Raw genomic sequence first — 21,758 nt, 5'->3', positions numbered from 1 at the left:
CCGAGGACACTGTACTTACGCGAGACCAAGCAAGTGCAACGCCCTCGGGTCAAGCCCGAGGGTGACGGCCGGTGTTTGTTATTCCGGCAATCTCCGGCGCCCGCGGCGCGAGGCGACAAAGCCGATCAGGATTCCGGCAATGATCGCGATGGCCAGCGGATAGTGCCGGAGCTGGGCAAAGATCGTCGGCGCCAGCCGCTGATGGGGGCGCACATCGAGGGCGGCCATCTGTCCGGGCACAAGTTGCGCGGTGACGCGGCCAAGCGGGTCGGTGGCAAAGGTGAGGCCGGTATTGGCGGCGCGGAGGAGGCTCATGCCTTCTTCAACCGAACGGAGCCGGGCGTGATGGGCGTGCTGGGCCGGACCGATGGAGCCGTCGAACCAGGCATCATTGGTGACATTGAGAATGAACTGGGCATTGGCGGTGTCGCCGAGATCACCCGAGAACAGCACTTCGTAGCAGATGACCGCGAGGAAAGCCGGCGTGCCCGGCAATTCCATCAGGCGACGGCGCGCATCGCCATGCGACCAGCCATCGGCGCCGGGAACGAACTGCTTGATGCCGATGCGGGAAAGAATGTCCTGGAACGGCAGGTATTCGCCGAAGGGGACGAGATGGGACTTGTCATAGCTGGCGATGATCTCGCCATCGGTATTGATGGCGACGAGCGAATTATAGGGCGCGCCTTGCGGCTTTTCCCCATCGAGCCCGAACATCTGGCGCGGCACGCCGGCCAGCAGCGTCGCACTATCGGGTAGCATACGGGCAATACGGGCCAAGGCGTCTGGATAGGTATCGAGGAAGAAGGGCACGCTCGATTCGGGCCAGACGAGATGGGTGATGTCGGCAAGACCTTGGTCGGTCGGGTCCATGCGCATGTCCGAGAGCATGAGCAGGCGGTCGATCAGCGCCACCGGGTCCACATTGCCGAAATCGGCATGCTCGTAGACCATGGGCTGAACCAGCCGGAAGGAAACGTCCTGCCGCTCGGTCGCGATAGTGCCGGAGAGGCGGTTCCAGCCATAGGCGAGCTGCCCGGCAATGACGGCGAGCGCCAGGAAAAACGGAAAGAGCCGCCGGCTCATCGGGCGGTCGTCGGCCGGCCAGATCAGGGCGGGCGTCATGGCGAGGAGCGGGGCGAGGAAGGTCAGGCCATAGACCCCGATCACCGAGGCGAGCTGCATCAGCTCGTCCGTGCCGGTCAGGGCGTAGCCGAGGAGATCGAAGGGAAAGCCGGTGAGCACATGGCCCCTGGCGAATTCTGCGACGGCAAGGAATGAGGAGAGCGTGACGATGCGCGCGGCGCCATGGCTCCAGAAGAGATGTGCCAGCGCGCTGGCGAGACCCCAGAAGAGCGCGATCAAAGCCGCGAGAGCGGCAATCGCAAACGGCATGAGGGCCAGCATCCAGCCGCCATCGACGAAGAAGGCGGCGCCCAGCCAATGGAAGGCGACGAGAAAATAGCCCCAGCCAAACGCGAACCCAATCGTGAAGGCGGGTCCAAAGATCCGCCGGAACCAGTTGCGCTTGCGTTCGGCGCCATCGAGCGCCCAGACCCAGAAGGGCATGGCGACAAAGAGCGCGGGCAGCACGAAAAAGGGAGGCACCGAGAGGCCGGCAACGGCGCCGGCGACAAGCATGAGGCAAAAGCGCTGCCAGCCATGGCTGAGCATGGTGGTTTCGGCCAGCCAGGTTACGGGCTTGATCATGTTTGGGGCGAACGCGAATCACGGCACATGCCGGCAAGGTCGCCCCGAGGGAGAGGGGCGTCAAGGCAGTGGACTCGGGCTCTCGCTGGCGTTACGAGCCAGAATGCCCGAACGTCGCCGCCGACGAGGAGCGAGAATGACGAAACCGCCGATCACGCTAGCCATCGACACCGCCGCGCCGCGCCTGCAACTGGCGCTGTTGCGCGCCGATGGCACGACCGATGTGAGCGTCGACGATATCGCGACGGGCCACGCCGAAATCTTGTTCGACCGCTTGGCAGACCTGTTGGCGCGCAATGGTATTGGCCACGCCGATGTGGAACGGATTGCGGTTACAACCGGGCCCGGCTCGTTTACCGGGCTGCGTATCGGGCTTTCAGCGGCGCGCGGATTGGGGCTGGCGCGGAAGCTGCCGGTGCTGGGTATTCCCAGTCTGCTTTCCCTGTCGTTGGGTATCGATTCGGGGCCGATCAATGTGCTGCTCGATGCGCGTCGGGGCGAAGCCTATTTTCAGGCGTTTTCGGCGCCGGGCGTGGCCGAGACCGAGCCGATGCTGCTGCCGATCGAAGACGCGCGGAGTCGCGTCGCGCCGGGCGTGACGCTGATCGAGTCTCCATTTGTCGATCTCGCCGCCATGGTGCGTTTCGCGGGCTCTGCCGATCCGCTGGCCTATCCGCCGCACGCTGCCTATATCCGCGATGCCGATGCCAAGCCGCAGGACGCGGCAAAAGTTCCGAGGCGGGTGTGATGGACAAACTCTGGATGGCCCCACATGGGCTGCATATCGAACCGGCCGAGGTGAAGGACGCCCAGCGTCTGGCGCAATTGCATGCGCAGGGCTTTTTCCGCGGCTGGCCGGTCGCCGATTTCCTGGGTTTTCTCGATGACAGGGCGACGCCCACCTATGTCGCGTGCGATGCCAAGCGCCGTATTGCCGGCTTTGCGCTGATCCGGCTCGTTGCCGATGAAAGCGAACTGCTCACCATTGCCGTCGATCCCAAATGGCGCGGCAAGGGTGTCGGTCGCGCGCTGCTCGATGCGGTCTTTGCCGATCTGATGATGTCGCCGGCGCGAAAAATGTTCCTCGAGGTCGACGAACAGAACCGGCCGGCCATAAAACTCTATGAAAGGCTGGGCTTCTCGACGGTTTCATCGCGAAAAGGCTACTATGCCAAGGCCGATGGCAGCGCCGCCACTGCGCTTGTCATGACGCGCGATCTTGGGTAACCCGATGCCGAAACCGGCTAGGCAAGGAGACATGGCTTGAGCAAGACGCCGTCCGATCCGACCCTGGAGGAAGCCTGCGTGGCGCGCGGCATGCGCATGACCGACCAGCGCCGCGTCATCGCGCGTGTGATCGAGGAAAGCTCCGACCACCCCGATGTGGAAGAGCTCTATCGCCGCGCTTCGGCCACTGATCCCAGAATTTCGCTCTCGACCGTCTACCGCACCGTCAACCTCTTCGAGGAAGCCGGGCTCGTGACGAAGCACGATTTCAAGGACGGCCGTGCGCGTTTCGAACTGATTCCCGACGAGCACCACGACCACCTGATCGATATCCGCTCGGGAAAAGTCATCGAGTTCCGCAACGAAGAAATCGAAGCCATCCAGGAAGTGATCGCCAAGCGGCTGGGATACCGGCTCGTCGACCATCGCCTCGAACTCTACGCCGTGCCGCTGACGGACAAGGCTGGCAGCAAGGACAAGCCCGAGTAAATGATCCGCCGCAGCCTGTTCTTCATCTTCATCTTCCTGCCCGTGCTGATCGTGATCATCCCGCTGCAGGCGCTTATCATTGCGCTGAAACTGCCGTTCTGGCCGATCGTGCCGCGGATTTTCCACAAGGTCGGCTGTGCCTTTCTCGGTTTGCGGGTGACGGTGATCGGGGCTCCGGCGACGGGCCGGCCGACGCTCCTGGTCTCCAACCACATTTCCTGGACCGACATCATCGTCATCGGTTCGTCCGCGCCCGTGACCTTTGTCGCCAAGCAGGAAATCGCCAAATGGCCCTTCGTGAGCATGATGGCGAAGCTGCAGAAGACGATTTTCGTCGACCGCACCCGGCGCTCCGGAACCGGCCGCACGGCGGAAGCCATGGGCAGGCACATGGCGGACGGCAATGCCGTGGTGCTGTTTGCCGAGGGGCAGTCCGATATCGGCACCCATGTCCTGCCATTCCGTTCGGCCCTGGTGGGCGCGGCCCAGCATGCGATGGAAGCAGCGGGCGCCACCGAAGTGAACATCCAGCCCCTGACCGTCGCCTATACCAGGCTCGAGGGCCTGCCGATCAGCCGCAATGAGCGGACGCTGGTTGCCTGGATCAAGTCCAAGTCGGTCAAGCAGAACATCGTCGAAATTCTCTCAGGACCGATCAAGGATGTCACGGTGGCTTTCGGCACCCCGCAAGTCTTGGCCCATGGTGCGGACCGCAAGGTCGTCACTAAGGCAGCCGAGCGCGAGGTGCGGGCGACGCTCGTGGCGCTCAATCGCAACCTGCCGCTGCCGGTTTCCACGCAAGTTTAGGCATTAGGCTTAACGCGCAGCTTCGCTTCGGAATTAACGCTTCATTAGCTATGTTGGCCCGGTTCAAGGAGGCCGACATGGATTGGCAAATTATCGCTATCGTGCTGATCGCGGCGTCTACGCTTTTTGCCTTTGTGCGCAGCGAGAAGCGGCAGAAGCTTGCCATGCTCTCGGCCCAGGCGCGCCATTTCGCGACCGCCCCAGCCTATCGTCACCGGGCGGCGGGCACCGTGGCCCCCGCTCCAGCCTATATTCCCATGGGCCTGTCTCCCTCGGACCGCATGTTCCTGCAGTCCATCGCCCGGACGGCGAAGCAAAAGGACTAGTCGGCGAGCCTCGATTTGAGGCGGCCGACGATCTTGGCAGCCTTCACCATCAAGGCGAGGTCGACGTCGCCTTCGTCCATGCCTTCTTCCCGCTCGATCCAGGCGGGGATCAGGATTTCGTGCCGCTGCTCGCGGCCATCGATGGTTTCGGTCAGCACGGCCTTCACTTTGCCCGTCACCCGATTGACGAGGCGCGGATGGTCGTGGCGTTCCGCCAGCGCAATGTCGATTAGTTCAAGACTCATATTCGGCTCCATTGGAGCCCCCGTGCCGAAACTGAACCTAGTTGGTTCATGAGGCATTAATGCGCCGGCGCCCCTATGGTTTCTCCACAGGCGCGCTTTGTTCGCTTTGGGTTGTGAAAGGCGTCAGACGCGGACGGCGTGCTCCACGCGGCCGGCATCGCCGAACACACGGATATAGCGCTCGATTTCGCTCTGCTCTCCGGTCGCCTTGGCGGGATTATCCGACAGTTTCACCGCCGGCCTGCCATTGGCTTCGCTGACCTTGGCGACGATAGAAATCGGATCAAGGCCGCGATTGGGTTCGGGCGAACAGCCTTCAAAGTCGTTGGTGAGGTTGGTGCCCCAGCCAAAGCTCATGCGCACGCGACCATCGAAATGGAGATAGGCCTCTTCGATCATGTCGACGTCGAGCCCGTCCGAGAAGATCAACAGCTTTTCCTTGGGGTCGCGGCCGCGGCTCTCCCAGAATTTGATGATTCGCTCGCCGCCCTCGATGGCCGGGGCGCTGTCTGGGCGGAAGCCGGTCCAGTCGGCGACCCAATCGGGCGCGTCACGGAGGAAGGCGTCGGTGCCAAAGGCATCGGGGAGGACGATGAGCAGGTTCCCGCCATAATAGCTCTTCCAGTCCTGGAGCACGCGATAGGGCGCTTCACGCAGCTCGTCGTCGGAGCGCGCCAGAGCCGCCAGAACCATGGGCAGCTCATGGGCGTTGGTGCCCAGCGCCTCAAGGTCGGTATCCATGGCGAGTTTGACATTGGAGGTGCCGGTGAAATTCTCGCCGATCCCTTCCTTGAGCGCCTCGACGCACCAGCGCTGCCAGAGAAAGGAGTGGCGGCGGCGGGTGCCGAAATCGGAGATCTTGAGGTCGGGCAGCTTTTGCAGCCGCTCGACCTTTTCCCACATCTTGGCCTTGGCGCGGGCATAGAGCACGTCGAGATTGAACGGGCCGTAGCTCTTCATTGCAGCGCGCGAACGCAGCTCGTTGATGATGGCAAGGGCCGGGATTTCCCACATCGAGGTTTCGACCCAGAGGCCGGGGAATTCGAGCACGAACTGCCCGTCGCGCTTTTCCAGGCGATATTCGGGGAGCTGGAAATTTTCGAGCCAGCGCAGGAACCCCGGCTGGAAGATCTGCTTGGAGCCGTAAAAAGTGTTACCCGCCAGCCAGATCATCTCTTTCTTGCTGACGCGCAGTGTGCGGCAATGGTCGAGCTGGGCGCGCAGCTCGTCGATGTCGATTTCTTCGGCGAGGCGCACCGACTTGGTGCGGTTGATAAGCGAGAAGGTGGCGTCGACCTTGGGGTAGAGGCCCCAGATCATCTGCAGCATCAGAAGCTTGTAAAAGTCCGTGTCGAGCAGGCTACGGATGATCGGATCGAGCTTCCAGGTGTGGTTGTAAACTCGCCGCGCAATATCGGTATAGGTAGCCATCTCGTCCCCACTTCGCGACGCGTCTTGTAGCGCGGGACGCGGCGGCTTGGAAAGTCACGGATGCCATGAGGCGTCCAGTGTGGCCCCGGCTCGGCGCCGGGGCCTGTTTGGAACTAGGGCCGGCTGGCCCATTCGAGAAGGCTCGCAAGGCTCACGAAGGGGATTTCCGCCCTCTCGGTGAGACCCGAGGCGCAGGTCGAGACGGTCGAGACGCCGAGCGTGCAATTGTCCGGAATGTCATTGCCGACGCGGCGCGTGGCATGGGCATTGAGTTCGGGCAGGAACAGGCCCTTGTCGCCGGCATAGCCGCAGCAAGTGATCGAGGAAAGCACGGCCAGCTTGTCGGCGCAGGCAGCGGCGACGGCTTCCGTCGCCGGCTGTTCGGCAAGGCGCTGGGCCGAGCAATTGTGGTGCACGGCGACGACCGGCAGCTTTTGGGTGATCGCCAGTTTGGGCAGCACATGCGTGACGAGGAATTGCGCCGAGTCGGCGACCGGCGCATCGCCGGGGAATTCCTTGAGGTGCTTGGCGCAGGTGGAGGCGTCGGTCACGACATTGAGTCTGCCTGCATCGGACAGCGTCGATAGCTCGGCCTTGAGGGCCTTGCCGACTTCGGCGGCCTGTTCCGGAAAACCCTTGGACTGGAAGGGTTGGCCGCAGCATTGGCCTGTCAGGTGATCGGGCACGATGACGTCGTAACCGGCGCGTTCGAGAAGGGCCATCATGGCGGCTGGCGTGTCGAGCAGGTCATGCTCGGTTTTCGGCGCGCCGAACATGCGGCTGGGGCAGGCGGGGAAGTAGACGATCTGCGGTCTTGCGCTCTGGGCGATCGGCACCGGGAAGCCGGTCTTGCGCGGGTCCTGCCGGGTGTCGCGGGCGCGCGGGGCGCCAGGACCGTGGTGGAGGGCACGGGAAACGCGGGGCACGCGCTTGTTGGTCAGGCGGCGGGCGGTTTCGGTGATGGCTTCGACGGTAGGCGCCGGAATGATCGTGCGAGCCGCATCGGCAAAGGCGACGCCGCCGCGCATGGCGCGCTCCACCGTGCCACGATGGTCGGCGGCAATGCGCGCGACTGTATGGGCCGTGCCGCCGCGACGGCGGGCGCGTTCGCCAAGGATCAGCGTGCCAGTCTCGATACCGACGGGGCAGCGCAGCGCGCAAAGATTGCAGGCGGCGCAGGTATCCATGCCTGCATATTGGAAATCGGCCTCGAAGCGCGCGAGGCGGGCCGGATCTTCGCCTGATGCCCGCAAGCGCGCGCGTTCGCGGGTGACGGCAATGCGCTGGCGTGGGGTCAGCGTCATATGGTGGCTGGGGCAGGCAGGCTCGCAGAAACCGCATTCAATGCAGAGATCGACGATTTCGTCGGCCAGCGGCATGACTTTGAGGTTCTTGACGTGGATTTTTGCGTCATCGTTGAGCAGCACGCCGGGATTGAGCAGGCGCTCGGGGTCAAACAGAGCCTTGATGCGATGCATGATCGCATAGGCCTTTGAGCCCCATTCTGCCTCGACGAAGGGCGCGATGGCGCGGCCGGTGCCGTGCTCGGCCTTCAGCGAGCCGCCATAGCGCAGCGAGACAAGCTTGCTCAGCTCCTGATTGAAGACGTCGAATTTTTCGGCGGCGCCGGGTTTGGAAAAATCGTCGCCCATCTGGAAATGGAGATTGCCCGCGAGGGCGTGGCCAAAAATAACCGCGTCGGTGTAGCCGTGATCATCGAGCATGGTGCGGAGATCGACGACGAATTCGGCGAGCTTTTCGATCGGGGCGGCAACGTCCTCGGTGAGCATGATCGTGCCCTTGGGGCGGGCGGCGCCGGCCGAGGTGAAGAAGCCTTTTCTGATATCCCAGAGGGCGTGGCTGCGATGCTCGTCCGTCGAGAGGTCGATATGGGTGGCGCCATGGCGGGCAAGGAGGGCGTTGGCCTTGGCCACTTCCATTTCGAGCGTTGCGGCATCGGGGGCCGTGACGTCGATGAGCACGGCCGGAGAATCTTCCGTGAGCCAGGGCAGCAGCGGCGCCATGGGAGCCAGATGTTCGACCGTCGCGAGGGCGCGGCGCTCGATATATTCCGCGGCGGTGACGCCCGTGGTCACCTGCACGCCGCCATTGGCCATCTCGATAATGGCGCGGCCGGCCGATTGCGGATTGGGGAAGGGGATGAGGCCGGTGGCCTTGAACGGATGCTCGGGCACGGTGTTGTAGGTGACTTCCGAAACAAAGCCGAGCGTGCCTTCCGAACCCACCATCAGGTGGATGAGGATATCGAGCGGGTCGTGATAATCGACCAAAGCATTGAGCGAATAGCCGACCGTATTCTTGATCCGGTATTTGTGGCGGATCAGGGCAACAAGTTCTTCGTCTTCCATGACATCGTGATGGAGCCGGTGCAGGCCTTCGAGCATCCGGCCATGGCTTACACGAAATGCGTCGCGACTGGCGGCATCGCCGGAGTCGAGCATGGTGCCGTCGGTGAGGACGATCCGCAGGCGATCCATGGTGTGATAGGTGTTTTGCGCGACACCACAGCACATGCCGGACGAGTTGTTGTTGACGACGCCACCGATCTTGCAGGTCGCCTGGCTCGCCGGGTCCGGCCCGATCTTCTTGTTATGCGGTTTCAGCGCCCGGTTGGCCTCGGCAACGATAACGGCCGGCCCCAGCGTAATCTTTTCGGCGTCCGGATGAATCGAGAGCTTGCGCCAACCATCGCCCAAAACCGCGAGCACGCCATCAGTGACGGCCTGGCCCGAAAGGGACGTGCCGGCGGCGCGGAAGGTGACGGGCAGGCCCTCGGCGCGGGCGGCCTTGAACACTTCGCGCACATCGTCTTCGGAATTGACGAAGACCACCACGGCCGGAATTAGCCTGTAGGAGCTGGCATCGCCGCTCCAGGCATAGGTCATCAGGGGATCGGTATGGATGGCGCCGCGCACGAGCGGTTTCAGGCGCGCGGCAACGCGCTCGCCGGCGGCGAGGCGATCAGGCGTGGGGGCTGGGGGCTGGATCGAAAAGAGAGGGGCTTGCTGCATGATGCCCGAGGCTAACATGTCAGTTTGGGCCTGTCTCTTGAAACCGGGTTACAGCGGGGCGCGCCAGGGCGCCTTCAGAGCGGTGGCAGCGTCGTCGCGGCGGCCGCACTGATGCGGGCAATCAGGTCTTCGACCCGCTCTTCGCCGCGCCTTTCCTTAAGGACATAGATGCCCGCCACATTGATGCGCGGCGGTTCGAGCTGTTCCACCTCGAAAAGACCGCTTTTGGTGAAGGCGTCGCGCATCACATGTGTGTGTGTAAGGACGGCTTCGGTCGCCAGCGCAAAGTCGATGCAGGCGGCAAGGGAATTGGAGCGGAAGGCATAGTGGGTGCGATCGAATACCGTCTCGACCCGCGTGCGCCGCCGGGAAATATCGAAGAAGCGCTCGTGTCGGCTTTCGGCCAGCGAGCTGATGATCTGGGGATATTCGTTGATCTCGGCCCGGTTGCGCGGGGCTCCCAGCAGCGGGTGTCCAGCATGCACGAAATGGGCATTGTAGACCCGGCTCAAGGGGATGAAATCGGTGCCGATGCTGGGATTGAGCCCGTCGATCTCATGGGCGAGGAAAAGCGAAATATCGCCCGAGAGCATCTGGTCGAGGAGGCGCAACTGGTTGCCGAGGCTAACCTGCACAGGGGCCTTGGGAAATTCGATCTGATAGTTGACGACCAGGTCCTTGAGAAACATCGCCCACCACGAATAGCCCGAGCCCACCGTCAGGCCCCGTTCGGTGCCGCGCTGCTGGTCGGCGATGGCGCTGAGCGTGTTGTCATAAAGCCGGTTCATCAGCCGGGCGTTTTCGTAGAGCGTTTCGCCGTAGCGGGTGAGGCGGACGCCGCGCGAGGAGCGCTCGAACAGCGCCGCGCCGATCGACTCTTCAAGCTTGCGCATGTTGAAGGTGAGGGTAGGCTGGGTGATGAGCAGGGTCGTCGCGGCGCGGCTGAGCGAACCGGCATCGGCCACGGCCAGGAACTGGGTGAGCAGCTTGTCCAGAACAGTCTCCTCCGCAGCCATAGATTTTTTCTATAATATACCCGGCAATTTTGTAGTTTTCCAAGAGACGATTTTGCGCCACTGTGCGCCAAAGACAAAAGCCCAGCGAGCAAGCGCCAGGCGCGCCGCGATCGGGCAGACCGGGAGGACAGCATCAGGACGAATCGCGCGGCAGCGACCGCCACGAAGCGTCTCAGTCGCAGAAAATCTTCCATACAAGGATTGTTGCCCCGCGCTGCGGTCCTATGGTAAGGGGTAACTGGCTGGTTATTTGTGAAGAGAGGTTCAGCGCAGAGCGGCAGTCACAGAGGTGTTGACAATGCGCTTGATCTGCTCAAATTAGTAACTGGTTGGTGATTTAGCGACGGGGAGGTCGCTGTTCAATTTGCTCCGGAAGGCTGGAGCGTCAACTGTTCATGGGAGGAAACACATGACTTTTCGTATGGATCGCCGTCAGTTCCTGATGGGAACTTCGGCTCTTATGGCCGCCGGCGCCGCCGGTATCAGCCCTGCCTGGGCCCAGGCCGCCGACATGCGCCTGATCTTCTGGGGCGGCCAGGGCCGCGCCGATCGCACCTTTGGTGTCACCGATCTCTTCGAGACGGCGACGGGCAACAAGATCGAAGGCGAATTCCTCGCCTGGAACGACTACTGGCCCAAGCTGGCGACCCAGACTGCCGGTGGCAATGCCCCCGACATCATCCAGATGGACTACCGCTACATCGTCGAATACGCCAAGCGTAACGCCATTGCCCCGCTCGACGAATTCGTCGGCGGCGCTTTGAAGCTGGACGGCTTCGATGAAGACCAGCTCGAAGGCGGCAAGGTCGACGGCAAGCTCTACGGCATCTCGCTCGGCGCGAACTCGGTGGCGACCCTGGTCAACACCGTGGCGTTCGAAGAAGCCGGCGTCGAGCCCCCGACCAATGACTGGACGCTCGACGACATCATGACCAAGGGTGAAGCCTTCTCGAAGGCCAATATCCGCAATGGCATGAAGATGATGTCGGACGGCTCCTATACCGAGCCGATGCTCGACAACTGGCTGCGCCAGAAGGGCCTTGCGCTCTATACCGCTGACGGCAAGCTCGGCTTCGGCGCCGATGAAATGACCGAGTGGTTCAACCTCTGGAAGACCTTCCGCGATGCCGGTGTGATCGTTGCCCCGGATGCGCAGGCTCTCGATACCGGCCCGCTGGAAACCACCATGCTGGTTTCGGGCAAGTCGGCTCTGATGCCGTCCAACTCCAACCAGCTCGTCGGCTTCCAGGCCCTGGTGCCCGACAAGCTCGACATGGTCGGCTACCCGCGCCTCGCCGCTGGCGTTGGCGGCGGTCACTACCGCAAGCCGTCGATGTTCTTCTCGGTCTCGGGCACGTCCGCGGCCAAGGAAAAGGCTGCCGAATTCCTGACCTTCTTCATCTCCGATCCTGAATCGGCAAAGATCCTCGGCGTCGAGCGTGGCATTCCCTGCCTCCCCGGCACCCGTGACATCGTGGCCCCGACCCTTGATGAAGCCAACCAGATCGCCCTCAACTTCGTGGCGAACCTGGGCGACCTCCTCGGGCCGTTGCCGCCCCCGCCGCCGGCCGCTGCCGGCGAAATCGATCTCTCCCTCCTCCGCGTCATCGGCCAGGAAGTGGCCTTCGGCGCTCGCACGCCGGAAGATGCTGGCCCGTACTTCGTTTCTGAAGCCACGGCCATCCTCGAACGCGCAAGCTGATTAGAACTACGCCACGCGCTCAATGTCGGGCGCGTGGCTTATTATTTCTGGTGAATTGATGTCGTTTACTTTGTCCCGCCGCCAAGTTCTTCTCTCCGGCACTGCCGCTCTTGCAGCGAGTGCTCTCGGCACGCTGCCGAGCTGGGCGCAGGCCAATGCCCTCCGTCTTTATTTTTGGGGCAGCCAGCCGCGCGCGGACCGCACCTATGGGGTGACCAACCTCTATAGCGAAGCCAATCCGGACATTGCCATCGATGGCGAATTCCTTGGCTGGGGCGACTACTGGACCAAGCTGGCCACTCAGACAGCGGGCGGCAACGCCCCCGACATCATCCAGATGGACTATCGCTACATTGTCGAATACGCCAACCGCGGCACCCTGGCGCCGCTCGACGGCTTTGTCGGCTCTGCACTCAAGCTCGACGACTTCGATGCTGACCAGATCGAGGGCGGCAAGGTCAATGGCCAGCTCTACGGCATTTCGCTCGGCGCCAATTCGGGGTCGCTGCTCTATAACAATACCGCCATCGCCGAAGCCGGGATCGAGTTTGATCCGGCCAACGTAACCTATGAAGAACTGCTGACGCTCGGCGAGGCCTTTGCCGCTGCGGCACCGCGCGGCCGCATGAAGCTGCTTTCGGATGGCAGCGTCAACGATCTCGCGCTCGAAAGCTGGTTGCGCCAGAAGGGCAAGGCGCTCTTTACCGCAGAGGGCGCCGTCGCCTTCGAGGCGGCAGACCTTGCCGAATGGTTCGAGCTTTGGGGCGAACTGCGGACCGCCGGCGCGTGCGCCGCGACCGAAGACCAGGTGCTCGACACCGGCTCGATCGACAGCGCCCTTTTGACGCTCGGCTCGGCTGCCAGCACCTTCACCACCTCCAATCAGCTTGTCGGCTTCCAGGCTGCCATTCCTGACGATGTCGGCATCGGCATCTATCCCAAGATTGCCGCGGATTCGACCGGCGGCCAGTATCGCAAGCCGTCCATGTTCTTCTCGGTCGCTGGCACCAGCGCGCAGCAGGAACAGGCCGCTGCCTTCATCAGCTACTTCGTCAACGATGTCAGCGCAGGCAAGGTCCTGGGCGTTGAGCGCGGCATTCCGTGTTCGGCGTCCGTGCGGGATGCGATCAGCCCCGAACTCGATGCCAAGAACCGCGCTGCGCTCGACTATGTCGCCGGTCTCGGCGATGTGCTCGGTGCCCTTCCGCCCGCGCCGCCCCCGGCAGCCGGCGAAGTTGCGACCGCCCTTACCGCCAAGGCGCAGGAAATCGGCTTCGGCATGACCTCGCCCACAGATGGGGCCAATGCTCTGTTTGACGACATCAATGCTATCCTAGCGCGAGCAAGCTAAAGCATGACAGTTCAACACGCTACGTCCACGAGCGCATACACTGAGGTGGCGAAACCCTCAGTGTGGCGACGCATCTGGCAGCAGGATGCCCCCGGCTACCTGTTCCTCCTGCCCTGGTTCATCGGCTTTTTTGGTCTGACCCTGGGGCCGATGATTTCCTCGCTCTATCTGAGCTTCAATCACTTCGATCTTTTGACGGCGCCCCGCTGGGCCGGCGTCGACAACTATGTCCGCATGTTCACCAACGACCCGAAATTCGCCGCCTCCATGCGGGTGACGATGTTCTTCGTGGTCTTCTCGGTGCCGCTCAAGCTGGCCTTCGCGCTTGGCGTCGCCCTGCTGCTTAATCGCGGCATGAAGGGTCTCACCCTTTATCGCTCGCTGTTCTATCTGCCGAGCCTGCTTGGCGCATCGGTCGCCATTGCCATTCTCTGGCGCCAGATCTTTGCCGCCGATGGCCTCGTCAACAAGTTCCTCTCCCTCTTCGGCATTATCGGGCCGAGCTGGATTTCGAACCCCAACTATTCGCTCTGGACCCTGATCGTGCTCTCGATCTGGCAGTTCGGCTCGCCCATGATCATTTTCCTCGCTGGCTTGCGCCAGATTCCGCAGGACATGTATGAGGCCGCTTCCCTCGATGGTGCCAGCAAGTGGCGCCAATTCTGGAAGATCACCCTGCCGCTGCTGACCCCGGTCGTGTTCTTCAACGCCATCATCCAGACCATCGAAGCCTTCAAGAGCTTTACCCCGGCCTTCATCATCTCGGGCGGCACGGGCAATCCGATCAACTCGACCCTCTTCTACACGCTCTATCTCTATCAGGAGGCGTTCGGCTTCTTCCGCATGGGCTATGCCTCGGCTCTGGCCTGGGTGCTGCTGGCGCTCGTCGCCGTCTTCACCGCCTTCTCGTTCCTCACCTCGAAATACTGGGTGCACTACGATGACTGATGCCCCCATGAAATTGACGGTCGTCGGCGCGGAAACCCCGATGTGGCGCAAGCGCCTGATGTCGGTGGTGAGCCATGGCCTCTTGATCGGCGCCTCGATCCTGATGCTCTATCCGCTGCTCTGGATGCTCGCGGCCTCCTTCCGGCCGGAAAACGAGATTTTCACCTCGGCCAGCATCATTCCTTCCTCCTGGAGCATCGATAGCTATATCCGCGGCTGGAACGGGTTGAGGACGTCTTTCTCGGTCTTCTTCACCAATAGCTTCATCGTCTCGACCTTCTCGGTGCTGGGCAATGTCTTTGCCTGTTCGCTGGCGGCCTTTGCCTTTGCCCGCCTCGAATTCCGCGGCCGCAAGTTCTGGTTCGCGCTGATGCTGATGACGCTGATGCTGCCCTATCAGGTGACGCTGATCCCGCAATATGTGCTGTTCCGCCAGCTCGGCTGGGTCGACACCTTCCTGCCGCTGATCGTGCCGAAATTCCTCGCTTCGGACGCCTTCTTCATCTTCCTCATGGTGCAGTTCTTCCGCGGCATTCCGCGCGAGCTGGACGAGGCCGCGATGATGGATGGCGCCGGACCCTGGCGCATCTATTGGAAGATCATGCTGCCGCTTTCGACCCCGGTTCTGGCGACGGCTGCCATCTTCACCTTCATCTGGACCTGGGACGATTTCTTCGGCCCGCTGATCTACCTCAACCGGATGAGCGACTACACGGTGATGCTCGGTCTTCGCACCTTCACGGACTCGACCGGCATGTCGGACTATGGCGGGCTATTCGCCATGAGCGTCCTCTCCATCGTGCCGATCTTCCTCTTCTTCCTTGTTTTCCAGCGCCTGCTCATCGAGGGCATCGCGACCACCGGTATGAAGCGTTAAGCCTATGTCAGACTTGAAATTCGCCGCCATTGGCATCAACCACGCGCACATTTACGGGCAGGTCGACTGCCTCAAGCGCGCGGGCGCCCAGTTCGTCGCCTTCCACGCCGTGGAAGACGACCTGGCCACCACGTTTGGCGCCAAATATCCGGAAGCCAAGCGAGTTGCCGATCCGCGCGCTATTCTGGAAGACGCGTCCATCGGTATCGTCGTGACCGCCGCCATTCCGGGCGACCGCGCCGATATCTGCCTTGCCGCCATGCGGCACGGCAAGGACGTTCTTACGGACAAGCCGGGCATGACGACACTGGCCCAGCTTGACGAGATCAAGCGCGTACAGAAGGAAACCGGCCGTATCTTCTCCGTGCTCTATTCCGAGCATTTCGAAGTGCCGGCCACCGTCGAAGCGGGCAATCTGATTGCCCTGGGTGCCATTGGCGAGGTGATCAATACCGTGGGTCTCGGCCCGCACTCGCTGCGCCTCAACAATCGTCCGGACTGGTTCTTCACCCGCAATCGTTATGGCGGCATCCTCACCGATATCGCCAGCCACCAGTTCGAGCAGTTCCTGTTCTTCTCGAACGCCAATGATGGCGATGTGACCTCTTCGAGCGTCTATAATCGCAATCATCCCCATCGGCCGGGCCTGCAGGATGTGGGCGACGCCCATGTCCGCACCGAGCGCACGACCGGCTATATCCGCGTCGACTGGTTCACGCCGGAAGGTCTGCCGACCTGGGGCGACGGGCGCCTGACCATTTTGGGCACCGAGGGCTATATCGAGCTGCGCAAATATGTCGACATTGCCGGCCGTCCCGGCGAGGACCACCTGTTCCTCGTCGACAAGAAGGGCGTGCAGCATATCGACTGTTCGCAGGTCGACCTGCCTTTCGGCCGCCAGTTCCTTGATGACGTGCGCAACCGCACCGAAACCGCCATGCCGCAGGAACGCTGCTACAATGCCATGAAGATGGCGCTGACCGCCCAGGCCAAGGCCGAACAGGGTACGGAGTGGGTGAAATGAGCCGCATTCTCAACGTTGCCGTCGTCGGCTGCGGCATTGGCCGCTCCCACATCGTCGAAGGCTATCTGCCAAACGCGGACAAGTTCAAGGTTGTGGCGCTCTGCGATCTCGACCCCGAGCGTCTTGCCAAGATTGGTGACGAATTCGGCGTCGAACGCCGCATCACCAATTTCGACGACCTGCTCACCATGGACGATGTGGACGTGATCGACGTCTGCACCCCGCCCGGCGTGCATTTTTCCATGGTCACCAAGGCCCTCGCCGCCGGCAAGCATGTCGTCTGCGAAAAGCCGCTCGTCGGCTCGCTCCAGCAGATCGACGAGATCGTCGAAGCGGAGAAAGCGGCCAAGGGCAAGCTGATGCCGGTGTTCCAGTATCGCTTCGGCGATGGCATCGAGCAGGCCAAGAAAATCATCGATGCCGGTATTGCGGGAAAACCCTATGCCGGCACGGTCGAAACCATGTGGCGCCGCGAGGCCCCCTATTATGCCGTGCCCTGGCGCGGCAAGTGGAAGACCGAACTCGGCGGCGTGCTCATGGGCCATGCCATCCACCCGCACGATATTTTCACCTATCTGATGGGCGATATTTCGCGCGTCTTTGGCCGCGTCGCGACCCGCGTCAATCCGATCGAGGTGGAAGACACGATTTCTGCGTCGCTCGAAATGAAGAGCGGCGCGCTGGCGAGCCTGACGGCAACGCTGGGTTCGGTGGATGAAATCACCCGTATCCGCCTGCAGTTCGAAAACGTCACCATCGAGAGCGACCACGCCCCCTACAATCCGGGCAAGGAACTCTGGAAGATCCTGCCGCGCAATGACGAGGTGAAAGCCAAGATCGATGCGCTGCTGGCCAATTGGCAGCACGTTCCGAGCCGCTTCCAGACGCAGATGGCGCGGTTCTACGATGCCATCGACGGCAAGATCCCGCTGCCGGTGACCTCGGCCGATTCGCGTCGCTCGCTTGAACTGGTGACGGCGTTCTATCATTCCTCTTCCACCCACCAGGAGGTCGTTCTGCCCCTGGGTCCCGACCACCCGCTCTACCAGAGCTGGGTTCCGGCCGAGTTCCGGTAAGTATTAGGAGACAGACCCATGGCGACCAGCATTCAACTCCGCCAGATCCAGAAATCCTACGGCGACGTTGCCGTGATCCACGGCGTCGACCTCAATATCGAGCCGGGTGACTTCACCGTGTTCGTCGGCCCTTCGGGCTGCGGAAAGTCCACCCTCCTGCGCATGATTGCCGGGCTTGAGCCGATTACCGGCGGTGATCTGATCATCGACGGGCAGCGCATGAACGAAGTTCCGGCGGCCAAGCGTGGCATCGCCATGGTGTTTCAGTCCTATGCGCTCTACCCGCATATGAGCGTATACCAGAACCTGGCGTTTGGCCTCGAAACGGCAAAGATGCCCAAGGCCGAGATCGATAGCCGCGTGCAGCGTGCCGCAGCGATCCTGAAAATCGAACCGCTGCTGAAACGCAAACCCAAGCAGCTTTCCGGTGGCCAGCGCCAGCGCGTCGCCATCGGCCGTGCTATCGTGCGCGAACCGAAAATCTTCCTCTTCGACGAGCCGCTGTCCAACCTCGACGCTGAACTGCGCGTTGCCATGCGCGTCGAGATCGCCAAGCTGCACAACGATCTGGGTAACACCATGATCTACGTGACCCACGACCAGGTCGAAGCCATGACCATGGCCGACAAGATCGTGGTGCTGCGTGCCGGCATCATCGAGCAGGCTGGCGCCCCGCTCGAGCTTTACAACAATCCGCGCAATCTCTTCGTCGCCGGTTTCATCGGCTCCCCGAAGATGAATTTCCTCACCGCAACCGGCGATGGCGAGACCGTCAAGACCGCCAGTGGCTCGCTGCCGCTCGGTCGCTCGGCAGTCGGCACGGCAACGCTGGGCGTTCGTCCCGAGCACATCACCATCGTTGAAGGCTCGGGCGCCAAGTTTGCCGACCTGCGCGTCGATCTCGTCGAGAATCTCGGTGGCCAGACGGTGCTTTATGCGACCACCACCGATGGTCAGGCGCTGACCGTGGTGCTCGAAGGCCAGCGCCATGTCGAACTTGGCTCGACCGTTCCGGCCTATATCGATCCGGCCAAGGCACATGTGTTCAATGCCGAAGGCACTGCCCTGCGCTAAAATCCTCGGCCGACCTCTTTCCGGCAATACCGTGTTATCCCCGCGCAAGCGGGGATTTCCGTTTTGGCGACCTCTGCCCTCGTGCATAGTGTGGGCAAAAAGAGGATTCTCTCATGCCCCAGGTTACCTCGCAGGATGGCGTTACCATCGGCTATGACGTGACCGGCAGTGGTCCGGCGGTGATCCTCGTGGCCGGCGCAACCCAGTACCGGGCCGTTGATCGCACGGTGACGCCGGCGCTGATCAGCCTTCTCGCGCAGCATTTTACCGTCATCAATTTCGACCGGCGCGGCCGCGGCGAATCGAGCGACAAATGGCCCTATGCCGTGGCGCGGGAGGTCGAGGACATCGCCGCCCTCCTCGAGGTTGTCGGTGGCGAGGCCTTCGTCTTCGGCGTGTCGTCGGGCGCCGTGCTGGCCCTGGAAGCCGCTGCGGCCATGCCCCGAAAGATCAAGGGCCTGGCGCTCTATGAGCCGCCGATCGATCCCAGCCGATCGGGCAACGCCTACCGCTATGAGCATATGCAAATGGCCATGCAGGCGGCGCAGGGCCGTTCAGACGAGATGATGAGCGACTTTCTCCTCGGCGTCGGCATGCCCAGGGAAGCGCTGGATGGGTTCAAGGCGAGCCCGGCCTGGCCGGCTTTTGCCGCCGTCGGCCTGACCCTCGAGCACGACTACCGCATTCTCGCCGATGCCCGGGCCGGCGACGCGCCACCGGACCGATGGCAGAACGCCATCATGCCGGTGCTGGTGCTCGATGGCGACAAGAGCTTCCCCTTCATGGCGGCCGGTGCCGATTGGGTGGCTTCGGGTCTCCACAATGTCGAACGCCTGACGCTGGCCGGCCAAACCCATGAGTTTGATCCCAAGCTTCTGGCGCCGCTCATCACCGTGTTTTTCCAGCTCGGCTCGGTGCAGGTGCACTGAGCCGGAGCGGTCCGCAGGAGAACATTGTCGGCACGATCCGACGCTTTTTCTCGCGGACTTGCATTTCGTGTAATTCCGAAAATTTGCGAATTCTGGCGGTTTTGCGCGCCGAAGGCGCGAGCGCAGCCGCGTACTCGCGGGAAAAAATTGGCTAACACTTTGTATTTACTGGCTCTGTCTCGCGTTTAGCCTTCGACCTCGGCTGCGCACCATCAGGCTCCCCGGGCCACTTCTCGGCGCCGTTGCGTCGATCACGGGTCGCCGGAGGGGCATTGACAAGCTCGGGTTCCGTACATAATCGTTAGTAATCGCAAGAAATCGAAAATAACAAAACGATCTTGCGGCCGCTGCGGGAGCGCGGGGGAGGATACGGAAAGTTTCAAGGCCAGACTGGTCGCGCCCGGAATGCACCCGGTGCGCGAGGCTGCGAACACGTCCCTATTTTCCTCAAAACGCCTCGCGTTTCGTGGGTTGACCGGCTGGAGGGCCGGCGACCGGCAAAGGAGGAAAATATGGTTCGGCTTGGCCGTTCTTTGATGGCGTCTGCTCTTGGCGTCATGTTGACCACTACCGCATTTGCGCAAGGCGCCATGACCGATGTCGGCACGCCGCGCAGCGAGACGCTGATCGTGCAGACCTTCGATGGTCGTGCCGCCAACGCGTCCGCCCAGAACCCCATGAACTCCTATGCCATCTGGCGCGGTTTCCGCGAATTGGGCTGGAGCTGGCTGTGGGAAATGGACACCGCCACCGGCGAATCCTACCCCGAACTCGCCGCCGGCCCGGTGGAAGTGCTCAACGATGAGCACACCCAGTTCCGCGTCAAACTGCGTGAGGGCGTCTACTGGAGCGACGGCGTCGAATTCACCGCCGACGACGTGATCTATTCGCTCGATACCTATGTGAAATATCGCAGCCAGCTCGGCCGCGTCGCCGTGGTCGCCAATTTCGTCAAGAGCTGGAAGCAGATCGACGCCTATACGTTCGAGATCGAAACCACCCGCCCGTCCTTCGACTTCCAGACGGTGATGGGCGTCTATACTTGGGGTAGCCAGTTCGTGATCGTGCCCAAGCACATCTTCGAACCGCAGGGCGATCAGGTCGTCACCTTCCAGAACACCAATGCGGTGACCCTCGGGCCCTATAAGATCAAGGAATTCGATCCAAACGGCGCCTGGCAGCTCTGGGAATTGCGCGAAGACTGGGAGCGCTCCGGCTGGGGCAATCTCGGCCAGCCCAAGCCTAAGTTCATTCTCTACAAGGACTTTGGTGCCGAAGAGACGCGCGCCCTGGCTTTCGTCCAGAACCAGTATGACGTCGACACCTTCATGAGCCCGGACTCGATCCAGGCTGCCAAGGGTCGCAATCCCAATATCGAGAGCTTTTCGCCAACCTTCCCCTATCACGACATGAACGACGCCTGCTCCTATGGCGTCTATATCAACTTGCAAAAGGCGCCATACGACAAGCCGGAGGTCCGCTGGGCCCTCGCGCTGGCGCTCAACATGCAGCAGGTCGGCATTTCCTCGATGAGCGGCCAGTTCAAGGCCGGGGCCCTGCCGCTGGCAGACACCCCGATCACCGGGCCGCTCTACTATGAACCGCTCCAGTCCTGGCTCGAAGAGCTGACGCTGGCCGACGGCTACAAGCCCTACAACACCAATTTCGGTGCTGAACTCAACGATGCGCTGGCCGCGCAAGGCGTCGATGCCTCGCAACTGCCGACAGGCGATGCCATCGAAAAAGGTTTTGGCATGGGCTGGTGGAAGCATGACCCGGCTGAAGCTGCAAAGCTTCTGGAATCGGTGGGCATGAAGAAGGGTGCCGATGGGTTCTTCGCGCTTGAAGACGGCTCGCCCTGGGTGATCGAATTCGTTATCCCCGGCGACTGGAACAAGGTCATCCAGCGCATCGGCTTCTCGATTGCCGATAGCTGGCGCCAGGCCGGGTTCAACATCAATACCCGCCAGGTGGACAATGGCGAATGGACCACGGTCCAGAACACCAATGCCCGCAACGAGCTGATGATCAACTGGGGGCAGTCGTGCACCTATAACTCGAACTGGCAGAATTCCTGGCGCCAGTTTGATGCCAGTTACGTCCTGCCGCCTGACTCCACCGACTCGCTCAATGGCAACATCATGCGCGTCACCGATCAGCGGATTTTCGACCTGGTCGTCGACAGCGCCAAGCTGCCGACCGACGATCCAAAGTTCCTCGAAAACGGCCAGGGCATCGCAAAATACCTGACGGAAGACATGCAGATGATCAATCTCATGAACATCCCGACGACGATCCCGACCAACAAGACCTATTGGACCAACTTCCCCAAGCAGGACAATTTCTACGCTGCGCCCTACACCTGGTGGAGTTCTTTCAAGAAGACCGTCGTGTCGATCGAGCCGACTGGCCAGCAATAAGCTGATGACGCGTTGCGGGGCGGCCAATGTCCTCCTGGCCGCCTCGCCCCCCGGAGCCGTTCAGCGCGCGTCAC

The 21,758-nt window shown here is 62.1% G+C and carries 19 protein-coding genes; 14 read left to right on the top strand and 5 right to left on the bottom strand.

Annotated elements, in window-relative coordinates; all coding sequences use genetic code 11:
• Positions 1-78: 78 nt before the first annotated feature.
• Entirely contained in the window at positions 79-1,710 is a 1,632-nt protein-coding gene (lnt, locus tag ABW043_RS22230) for an apolipoprotein N-acyltransferase (RefSeq protein WP_353923375.1), read from the bottom strand.
• Positions 1,711-1,846: 136 nt separating this feature from the next.
• Here lnt and tsaB point away from each other — a divergent pair, with 136 nt between their 5' ends.
• From tsaB to ABW043_RS22205, 5 genes are all read left to right on the top strand, one after another.
• Positions 1,847-2,458, top strand: coding sequence for a tRNA (adenosine(37)-N6)-threonylcarbamoyltransferase complex dimerization subunit type 1 TsaB (gene tsaB, locus ABW043_RS22225; RefSeq protein ID WP_353923374.1), 612 nt, complete (start codon positions 1,847-1,849; stop codon positions 2,456-2,458).
• A complete protein-coding gene (gene rimI, locus ABW043_RS22220; protein WP_353923373.1) occupies positions 2,458-2,937 on the top strand; it encodes a ribosomal protein S18-alanine N-acetyltransferase in 480 nt (159 codons plus the stop codon). The genes tsaB and rimI overlap by 1 nt, the downstream gene beginning before the upstream one ends.
• Positions 2,938-3,027: 90 nt before the next feature.
• Positions 3,028-3,426, top strand: a complete 399-nt coding sequence (locus ABW043_RS22215; RefSeq protein WP_353923377.1) for a Fur family transcriptional regulator — start codon at positions 3,028-3,030, stop codon at positions 3,424-3,426.
• The gene (locus ABW043_RS22210; RefSeq protein ID WP_353923372.1) at positions 3,427-4,233 is read left to right on the top strand and encodes a lysophospholipid acyltransferase family protein; all 807 of its coding nucleotides are present in this window, start codon (positions 3,427-3,429) and stop codon (positions 4,231-4,233) included.
• A gap of 77 nt (positions 4,234-4,310) precedes the next feature.
• On the top strand, positions 4,311-4,559 hold the full coding sequence (locus ABW043_RS22205; RefSeq protein ID WP_353923371.1) for a hypothetical protein: 249 nt from the start codon (positions 4,311-4,313) through the stop codon (positions 4,557-4,559).
• Here the strand turns inward: ABW043_RS22205 and ABW043_RS22200 are convergent.
• The 4 genes from ABW043_RS22200 to ABW043_RS22185 all read right to left on the bottom strand — a co-directional run bounded on the left by ABW043_RS22200 (position 4,556) and on the right by ABW043_RS22185 (position 10,283).
• Complete coding sequence (locus ABW043_RS22200; RefSeq protein ID WP_353923370.1) at positions 4,556-4,804, bottom strand: hypothetical protein; 249 nt, start codon at positions 4,802-4,804, stop codon at positions 4,556-4,558. The two genes, ABW043_RS22205 and ABW043_RS22200, sit on opposite strands and share 4 nt — an antisense overlap.
• A gap of 123 nt (positions 4,805-4,927) precedes the next feature.
• Positions 4,928-6,235, bottom strand: a complete 1,308-nt coding sequence (gene pncB / locus ABW043_RS22195) for a nicotinate phosphoribosyltransferase (protein WP_353923369.1) — start codon at positions 6,233-6,235, stop codon at positions 4,928-4,930.
• A gap of 113 nt (positions 6,236-6,348) precedes the next feature.
• A complete protein-coding gene (locus ABW043_RS22190; RefSeq protein ID WP_353923368.1) occupies positions 6,349-9,267 on the bottom strand; it encodes an FAD-binding and (Fe-S)-binding domain-containing protein in 2,919 nt (972 codons plus the stop codon).
• Positions 9,268-9,341: 74 nt separating this feature from the next.
• Complete coding sequence (locus tag ABW043_RS22185) at positions 9,342-10,283, bottom strand: LysR family transcriptional regulator (protein ID WP_353923367.1); 942 nt, start codon at positions 10,281-10,283, stop codon at positions 9,342-9,344.
• A 409-nt stretch (positions 10,284-10,692) separates the two neighbouring features.
• Here ABW043_RS22185 and ABW043_RS22180 point away from each other — a divergent pair, with 409 nt between their 5' ends.
• From ABW043_RS22180 to ABW043_RS22140, 9 genes are all read left to right on the top strand, one after another.
• A complete protein-coding gene (locus ABW043_RS22180; protein WP_353923366.1) occupies positions 10,693-11,985 on the top strand; it encodes an ABC transporter substrate-binding protein in 1,293 nt (430 codons plus the stop codon).
• Between the two features lie 58 nt (positions 11,986-12,043).
• On the top strand, positions 12,044-13,336 hold the full coding sequence (locus tag ABW043_RS22175) for an ABC transporter substrate-binding protein (protein WP_353923365.1): 1,293 nt from the start codon (positions 12,044-12,046) through the stop codon (positions 13,334-13,336).
• 3 nt (positions 13,337-13,339) lie between these two features.
• Complete coding sequence (locus ABW043_RS22170; RefSeq protein ID WP_353923364.1) at positions 13,340-14,284, top strand: carbohydrate ABC transporter permease; 945 nt, start codon at positions 13,340-13,342, stop codon at positions 14,282-14,284.
• Between the two features lie 40 nt (positions 14,285-14,324).
• Positions 14,325-15,161, top strand: a complete 837-nt coding sequence (locus tag ABW043_RS22165) for a carbohydrate ABC transporter permease (protein ID WP_353923376.1) — start codon at positions 14,325-14,327, stop codon at positions 15,159-15,161.
• A gap of 4 nt (positions 15,162-15,165) precedes the next feature.
• Complete coding sequence (locus tag ABW043_RS22160) at positions 15,166-16,185, top strand: Gfo/Idh/MocA family protein (protein WP_353923363.1); 1,020 nt, start codon at positions 15,166-15,168, stop codon at positions 16,183-16,185.
• On the top strand, positions 16,182-17,261 hold the full coding sequence (locus tag ABW043_RS22155; RefSeq protein WP_353923362.1) for a Gfo/Idh/MocA family protein: 1,080 nt from the start codon (positions 16,182-16,184) through the stop codon (positions 17,259-17,261). Before ABW043_RS22160 ends, ABW043_RS22155 begins: the two co-directional genes overlap by 4 nt.
• Positions 17,262-17,279: 18 nt before the next feature.
• Positions 17,280-18,335 (top strand): ABC transporter ATP-binding protein, encoded by a 1,056-nt coding sequence (locus ABW043_RS22150; protein WP_353923361.1) that lies wholly within the window; start codon positions 17,280-17,282, stop codon positions 18,333-18,335.
• A gap of 113 nt (positions 18,336-18,448) precedes the next feature.
• Positions 18,449-19,264, top strand: coding sequence for an alpha/beta fold hydrolase (locus tag ABW043_RS22145; protein WP_353923360.1), 816 nt, complete (start codon positions 18,449-18,451; stop codon positions 19,262-19,264).
• 560 nt (positions 19,265-19,824) lie between these two features.
• Positions 19,825-21,684 (top strand): ABC transporter substrate-binding protein, encoded by a 1,860-nt coding sequence (locus tag ABW043_RS22140; protein WP_353923359.1) that lies wholly within the window; start codon positions 19,825-19,827, stop codon positions 21,682-21,684.
• Positions 21,685-21,758 lie beyond the last annotated feature (74 nt).

The organism is Devosia sp. (assembly GCF_040509215.1).
Classification (GTDB): Bacteria; Pseudomonadota; Alphaproteobacteria; order Rhizobiales; family Devosiaceae; genus Devosia.
The sequence above is the reverse complement of the archived record's forward strand: the minus strand, read 5'-3'. Positions and strand labels throughout refer to the sequence as shown.